Annotated in this window: 4 protein-coding genes and 4 pseudogenes; 5 read left to right on the forward strand and 3 right to left on the reverse strand. The window is 42.0% G+C overall.

Annotated elements, in window-relative coordinates:
- Positions 1-55: 55 nt before the first annotated feature.
- Positions 56-769: pseudogene (locus ACFE90_RS34120) on the forward strand (nitrogenase component 1); the annotation flags it as partial.
- Positions 747-1,286: pseudogene (locus ACFE90_RS34125) on the forward strand (nitrogenase component 1); the annotation flags it as partial. The pseudogenes ACFE90_RS34120 and ACFE90_RS34125, both read left to right, overlap by 23 nt.
- Here the strand turns inward: ACFE90_RS34125 and ACFE90_RS34130 are convergent.
- Positions 1,274-1,612 (reverse strand): annotated as a pseudogene (locus tag ACFE90_RS34130) (IS4 family transposase); the annotation flags it as partial. The pseudogenes ACFE90_RS34125 and ACFE90_RS34130 overlap by 13 nt on opposite strands.
- A 336-nt stretch (positions 1,613-1,948) precedes the next feature.
- Here ACFE90_RS34130 and ACFE90_RS34135 point away from each other — a divergent pair.
- Positions 1,949-3,121, forward strand: a complete 1,173-nt coding sequence (locus ACFE90_RS34135; RefSeq protein WP_375506720.1) for an IS4 family transposase — start codon at positions 1,949-1,951, stop codon at positions 3,119-3,121.
- Positions 3,122-3,141: 20 nt separating this feature from the next.
- Here the strand turns inward: ACFE90_RS34135 and ACFE90_RS34140 are convergent.
- Positions 3,142-4,157, reverse strand: a pseudogene (locus ACFE90_RS34140) (transposase); the annotation flags it as partial.
- Between the two features lie 371 nt (positions 4,158-4,528).
- On the opposite strand from ACFE90_RS34140, the gene ACFE90_RS34145 reads away from it, so the two are divergent.
- Both ACFE90_RS34145 and ACFE90_RS34150 read left to right on the forward strand, forming a co-directional pair.
- Positions 4,529-5,299 carry an MBL fold metallo-hydrolase gene (locus tag ACFE90_RS34145; protein WP_375506717.1) on the forward strand — a complete coding sequence of 257 codons (771 nt, stop codon included), beginning with the start codon at positions 4,529-4,531 and terminating at the stop codon, positions 5,297-5,299.
- Between the two features lie 50 nt (positions 5,300-5,349).
- Entirely contained in the window at positions 5,350-6,639 is a 1,290-nt protein-coding gene (locus ACFE90_RS34150; protein ID WP_375506718.1) for an FAD-dependent oxidoreductase, read from the forward strand.
- A 289-nt stretch (positions 6,640-6,928) separates the two neighbouring features.
- Here the strand turns inward: ACFE90_RS34150 and ACFE90_RS34155 are convergent, their stop codons facing one another.
- Positions 6,929-7,078 carry a hypothetical protein gene (locus tag ACFE90_RS34155; protein ID WP_375506719.1) on the reverse strand — a complete coding sequence of 50 codons (150 nt, stop codon included), beginning with the start codon at positions 7,076-7,078 and terminating at the stop codon, positions 6,929-6,931.
- Between the last annotated feature and the right edge of the window lie 144 nt (positions 7,079-7,222).

The raw sequence follows: 7,222 nt of genomic DNA on the forward strand, positions 1-7,222 counted from the left end.
AGTCCAGTAAATGCCCTCACCAGGCGGTCTTCTTTCAGCACCCGATTGATGTCTAAAAATTACAGGCGATGCTGTCTACAAAGAAGTTTGCTATGCTCATCGTGCCCAACTTAACGTCATACTCTCCTCCAAAGCACTAATCAACGTGGCAAAAGGGATGGAAAAAAAATATGGTATTCCCTATATTGAAGAGTCTATTTATGGTATAGAGTTAATCAATCAATGTCTAAGAAATATTGCTGCAAAGTTAGGTAGTTCTGATTTGCAGGAACGTACAGAAAAGTTAATTGTAGAAGAAACTGCTGCAATAGATGAAAAATTAGCTCTGTATATTACCCGATTGCAAGGTAAGCGCATTATCCTTTTTATTGGAAGTTTTAAAAGTTGGTTGATTATCTTTGCTGCTAAGAAATTGGGGATGGAAGTTATTGCTATTAGTACCAAGGATAATACTGAGGAGGATAAAATTAGAGTCAAAAGTTTGTTGGAGCAAGATGGCATAATTTTAGAACAAAATACCCCTCAAGAAATTTTACAGATAATTAATGAAAATCAAGCTGATATGTTAATTGCTGATAAACACTATCAAGACACATCTCTCACTGCTAGGATTCCATTTCTAGATATTAATCAAGAACGCAATCATGCCTATGCGGGCTATATAGGAATCTTAGAGGTAGCACGAGAACTGTATGCCGCTTTTTACAACCCTGTGTGGGAGCAAGTATACCAGCCAGCCCCGTGGTCAGAGATTCAATATACCTTATGAGGTATTTGGTGAATTGACGGGGCTAGCACCAGTAGATAAATTCCTGCAAGCATTGGCGGATATCAGTGGTGTCAGCGTACCAGAGAAATACCGCCGTCAACGCCGTCAGTTACAATATATGATGTTGGAGAATCATTTTTACTTTGGTTGCAAGCGAGTTTCTTTGGCGCTGGAACCAGATTTACTTTGGTCAACAGTTTCTTTTTTGCGATCGCTAGGAGTTCAGATTCACTCAGCAGTGACAACAACACGCTTTCCTCTGCTAGAAAAACTTCCGATTTATAGCGTTACTATCGGCGATTTGGAAGACTTTGAGCAACTGGCGGCTGGGTCTGATTTACTAATTACCAACTCTCATGGAGTGGCGATCGCTCAATGCATAAAAATTCCTCTCTATCGTCAAGGGATTCCCATTTTTGACCGCTTAAATCATGGTCAATTTACCAAGATTGGCTATCGAGGTACTATGCAAATTTTATTTGATATTGCAATACCTTCGTCAATTTACGAAGCTTGAACACTGACCGGAACAGGGTGAATACGACCCAAACCTGTGAGCTTGCGGAAAATCTGAGTCAATAAAATAGGCTCAGGTTTTTGAGGAAGCATTTTTATGGTTTCACGGACATATTGAAAGCCGTGACAATGAGCCTTGAGGTCAACAATGCCGCATTCGGGGTTACTGTGACGGAAATTAGCCAGAAGATGATGGGAAAAATTAATCATAAAAAATGAAAGATTTGCCGCGTTAGTCACTGCTGTTTGGCTCTTGGTCATGAAATCTTCCAAACCCCAAAATTGTTTGGCATCACAGAAATTGAACACAAGAGTGAAACTGACTTTTCCCGTTAAGTCTTGAAAAGCTTGCTCACAAAGGATTTAGGAAACAGCACAGCATATACGGTACAGTAATTGAAATCGAGTGCTAAAGGTAACAAGTGATGCTGGACTGGTGGGAGAAAAATTTTGCGACTTGTGAGCTAGGCGATAAGCCTGACGGCATGGCTACGCTTACCGCAGATTAAATGAGCGTGCAATGTCGATAGGTTATGCTCTAAGTCTTGGATTTGGCAAAGCACTGTCAGAAATCTTCAGTAGTGGAAAAGTACTCAAGAGAGCTTATGAGTTTTTGCCAACCCAAAAGTGGAATTTTCAAGAGTGATTGAGCCGCACTGTCAAATGACGGCGGAAACTGTTGCAGAATGGGAGGTAGTGCTGTGTGTCGGAGACACGACTTTTCTTGATTATGGCAGTATTGAGGCTAAAAAAGAAGGTTACGGCCCAATTGGTAAGGGAGGTAACGGTTTAATATTACACAGTGCTTTAGCTATAGAACCGATAAATGGTCAATCCATAGGTCTGTTGTGGCAAAAACTGTGGAATCGAGAGCCAAAACAGAAGCCACCAAAAGATGAAACCCCCACACAGAAGAAAAAACGACAGGCAGCAGCCCGAAAAGAAACACGAAATCGCCCCTTTGAACAAAAAGAATCTTACAGGTGGGTAGAAGCACTCACCACTGTAGAAAACCTTGCAAGTAAGCACACGCAAGTGGTTCATGTTTTCGACCGAGAAGGTGATATCACAGAAGTTTTCGATAAAGTTCGCCAACTTCAGCACACCGGAGTTCTTGTTCGCGCGGCTCATAACCGCAGTTTAGATTCCGAGAGTGAGCGTCTTTGGTCAAAGCTCCTTGCACAACCTACCAGCTTTGAACAGGAAATCGAATTACCTGCGACTAGTCAGCGTTCTGCCCGTAAAACCAAGTTGGCTGTACGATTTTGTCCGATAAATCTCCGTACTCCCTATCGTTTTGATAACCGTGAGCCTCTACCCGTATATGCTGTTTATGCCACGGAAATTGATTGTCCTGAACGTGAAACACCAGTAGAATGGATGTTGCTTACCACGGAAGTTGTTGCAGATATCCAGACAGCTTCTCTGATTTTACGCTGGTATACGTATCGTTGGCGGGTTGAAGAGTATCATAAAATTTTTAAGTCTGGATGTCAGGTGGAACGATACAGACTTGCTGCTGAGGGTACGAAAACCTTAGTTGGTTTTTTGAGTGTAATTGCTGTAGAACTGTTGCAGTTGACTTATCTACACCGCACTCAGCCTTCAGCCCCCGCCATTGAAATTCTGAATCCTCTAGAACTGAGAATTTTAAAAGCTAAATCTCCCAAACTGCCCAAGGTACTAACTGTTAGTTGGGCTGTTGAAGCTGTTGCTCGGCTTGGCGGCTATCTCGAACATCGAAGCAAAACACCTATTGGTATCCAGGTACTGTGGCGAGGTTGGTTAAAATTACACGACCTTTGTGAGGGTTGGCAGCTTGCAAAAGAGACTTAACGGGAAAAGTCAGAAGAGTGAAAGCGTAGTTTGTAGTAGTCGATTAATTGCTCGTAGGACAAATCTAAGTCGCTCGAAAACAGAATGACATGGGAGTGAGCTTGCGTTTTGAGGTTGGTCAACAGCCGAATTACCACGTTTAGAGGACAGGCAAATTCTTTGTGGAGGAGTTGAATTTGATAAATGTTAGTTTGAATATCCCCATCAATATTGCTATTGCACAGGTAAGTGAATGGAATATGGGTTATAGTCAAGTTTATTCCCATATTTACGGCGAGAACAACGCTCTGCACCAGGGTTTTGATAAGGCAAGTATAGTGCCGAGTCACAACGCAACTTTGAAATTAGATGTAAGCCAGTAAGTCTCGCCATCTGTAAAGCATTATGGTTGCCAAAGTGACCGTCGAGTACCAGATAAGTTAGACCAATTTTGCCCACCAGTAACTCAAATAAAGCACTAATCATGCTTTTGATCCGCAAAAGTTCTGGTGTTAGAGTGACTTGAGCTTTATTTTTGTTCTTACTACCTTTTGGTCGTCCACGACCATGTTTGTCTTTTAATTTCGGGGACTTTTCAACTAATTGTTTCGATTTTTCGACTTCGCTTTTTATTACCTGCTTAATCCGAATTGGATACGAGTGTCTTTGCTGAATACTTATCAACGATAATGTAAAGAAAGATAACCCGGACACAGGCTTACCATACAGGCTTGAAAAAAACCTATCCAGCCCGTAAGTCTGTTTACCTGCTTTGGTAACTACAACTTCATCGCCTGCAAGTAAATACACCTCATTTGCACGGAACAGATGCTGGCGGAAGAACAGCCAAAACAGCGTTGCTCAGGGGATGACAGTATGAAAGAACCGATACACAGTGTGGTAACTACCTCCTGTGCCAGCCCAACGAGAGATTCCCAGCATTGTCACTCTCCCATGAATGGCCAACATTGCCATGATGATCTGGTTCATTTGGCGCATCGTCTTAACTTTGATCTGCGGTAGGAAGCATCTTCCATAGTGGTAGGATGTCGAACATGGGCTGCTTGTAGCTTTTGAGTTGTCGTTGTGGAAGATAACAACTCTACTACATCGGTCCTCTCTCTTCATACTCTTTTTTTGGCGAAGGTATTGAGGTAAATCTATAATAATCTGTTTGCCATTGACAGAAATATTAGTATTAATTTTTTGACCATTCGGATCAAAGACATCAATGTCATTACTTATTGTCTTTAGTTTGACTCAAGCTTCCACTACAGGCGAAAGCAATTTTGATAAAGTGCTGGTTTAGTCCATAAAGAACAGTTTACTGGGTGGGAAACTAGTTAAACTTAACTGTATTAATATCTCCGCCGCAACAGAATTCACTGGAAGTCAATTGCATTGATTAGTCCATTAGGAGAGCTATAGATGTTTTTTCGGCAATTACTCGACCGCGAATCCTGTACTTATACTTACCTAATTGCTGACCTCAATACACAAGAAGCAATTCTGGTCGATCCAGTTTTGGAACAAGTTGAACGTGACCATCATCTTCTCCAAGAGCTTGGCTTTACACTCCGGTATTGTTTGGAAACCCATATCCACGCAGACCACATCACAGGAGCTGCAAAACTACGCTCATTGACTTTTTGCCTGGGGGTACTGCCAGAAAATGCTCAGGCAGACTGCGCTAATCAGTTTATTCGAGATGGAGAAATATTGTACATAGGAAGCATTACCATCCAGGCGATCGCCACACCAGGTCACACTGATAGCCATATGGCTTACCTAGTCAATGGCATTAGCGAAGCGGCTTCAAAGGAGCTTCGGGTTCTCACAGGAGATGCTTTATTCATTCGAGGTTGTGGGCGGACAGATTTTCAAAGCGGTGATGCGGGAACTTTATATGACTCGGTGACACAACGGCTATTTACATTACCAGACGAAACCCTTGTATATCCTGGTCACGATTATCAAGGTTATACAGTATCTACAATTGGGGAAGAGAGGCGATGGAATCCGCGATTTGCAGAACGCAAATCTTGTGAGCCTGCGGCACAGCTACGTGGGACAGAGATGCTTCGCGATCGCGCTAGCTTTATTGAGCTTATGACCAACTTGGATCTACCGAAACCCAAAAAAATGATGGAAGCCGTTCCTGCTAACAAACGTTGCGGTAACGTAGGTTCTCTTGGTTAAACCGTTAGCTCAATATTTTGTTTGTAGCTTCTAACGAAGAGAAAAGTATTATGTCTGCACTAGTTAAGCCAATAGAACGCGAATCAGCCATTCCAAGTGATACAGTGAGCGTGCAGCATCAAATTGTAATCGTTGGGGGTGGAGCCGCAGGCATCACAGTCGCCGCCCAACTGCTGGAAAAAAATAAGCAGCTTGATGTTGCCATTATTGAACCAAGAGACAAGCACTACTACCAACCAGCTTGGACACTAGTTGGCGGCGGTGTTTACAAAGCTGAGGATACAGTTAGAGATGAAAAAGACTATATCCCTGATAGTGCTACTTGGCTCAAAGACTCTGTAGCTCACTTAGACCCGGACAATAATACAGTAATTACTAGGGAAGGAAAACGTATTTGTTATGAATATCTGGTTTTAGCTCCAGGTCTTCAAATTGATTGGCATTTAATTAAAGGGCTAAAAGAAACAATTGGGCAAAATGGCGTTTGCAGTAATTATGCTTATCAATACGCCCCTTACACTTGGGAAGTCATCAAGAACTTCAAAGGTGGTAATGCTATATTCACTTACCCTAATACTCCGGTTAAATGTGGAGGAGCGCCACAGAAAATTATGTATTTGGCTGATGATGCCTTTAGTAAACAAGGGGTTCGCCATCAGTCAAAAGTCATGTTTTGCACAGCTACGGGGGTGATTTTCAGTGTAAAAGAATTCGCGGAAACGCTGCTTTCTGTAGTAGAGCGTAAACAGATAGAGGTGAGATACAAACACAATCTCAAAGAAATCAAAGCTGATGCCAAAACAGCGATTTTTGATGTATCAACAGACTCTGGTGTTGAAGAAATAGCTATCCAATACGACTTACTCCATGTTACGCCACCTATGAGCGCACCTGACTTTATCAAACAGAGCAAATTAGCTGTATCAGATGGAGCTGGTCAAGGCTGGGTTAATGTAAACAAATACACGCTACAGCACAATGTCTACCCTAACGTTTTTAGTCTGGGCGACGCGGCTTCTCTGCCAACATCAAAAACAGCAGCAGCTGTGAGAAAACAAGCGCCAGTCGTTGTTGATAACTTACTAGCTTTGATGGACTCAAAAAATCTCAATAAAAAATACAACGGCTATACTTGTTGTCCAATAACTACAGGATACGGCAAGGTAGTACTTGCAGAATTTGGTTATGACAACAAGCTTTACCCCACATTTCCAATTGATCCAACTAAAGAGCGGTACAGTATGTGGCTGCTAAAAAAATATGGCTTCCCCTATATTTACTGGAATAGAATGTTGAAGGGTAAAGCTTTTGAAGGGAAGGTGTTAGGAATTAGCTCTTGAATTTCTCAGATAATTAGCCTTGTTCGATTGCAACTGAAAGCACAGGCAGATCGGGCGCTAAAGCAGGGCAAACGCATCTAAATATTGATGAGTAAAAATAAAAGTAGAATGTATCAGAATCTATATCCCATAGTTATTTCAGAAAATTAAACATCTATTTGTAAAGTAATAATAATCATTATTAGGGGTGGGTTAGAGGCAACCGACGGTTGCAATTATTGAACGTGATATTCTCATAAAAGCTCCATGCGATGCCTACGGCGAGCTACCCTGCTCTTAAAGCGTCTCGTTAGCGCAGTTTATCGTAGACAAGAGAAGCGATCGCAACCCAAACTCGATGATGAACCTGGAGCTTAGGTGTAGGATAGTTTGTTTGGAATAATGCCACCAGTTCCTGGTCAAATAGTTCTACTTTGTCTGGTGTCAGGCTAGCTCCCACACCAGCATTAGCACGAATAACATCGACGCCAATCTTTGTATGTCAAAGGCCCAAATATTAGACTTGTCGCTAAATAAGACCTAAAAAACGATGAAATGGACTTCTCAACTTCACTCATCAATTTATGCAGCCATCAAGTAGAAA

This window comes from uncultured Nostoc sp., from assembly GCF_964245445.1.
Lineage (GTDB): Bacteria > Cyanobacteriota > Cyanobacteriia > Cyanobacteriales > Nostocaceae > Nostoc.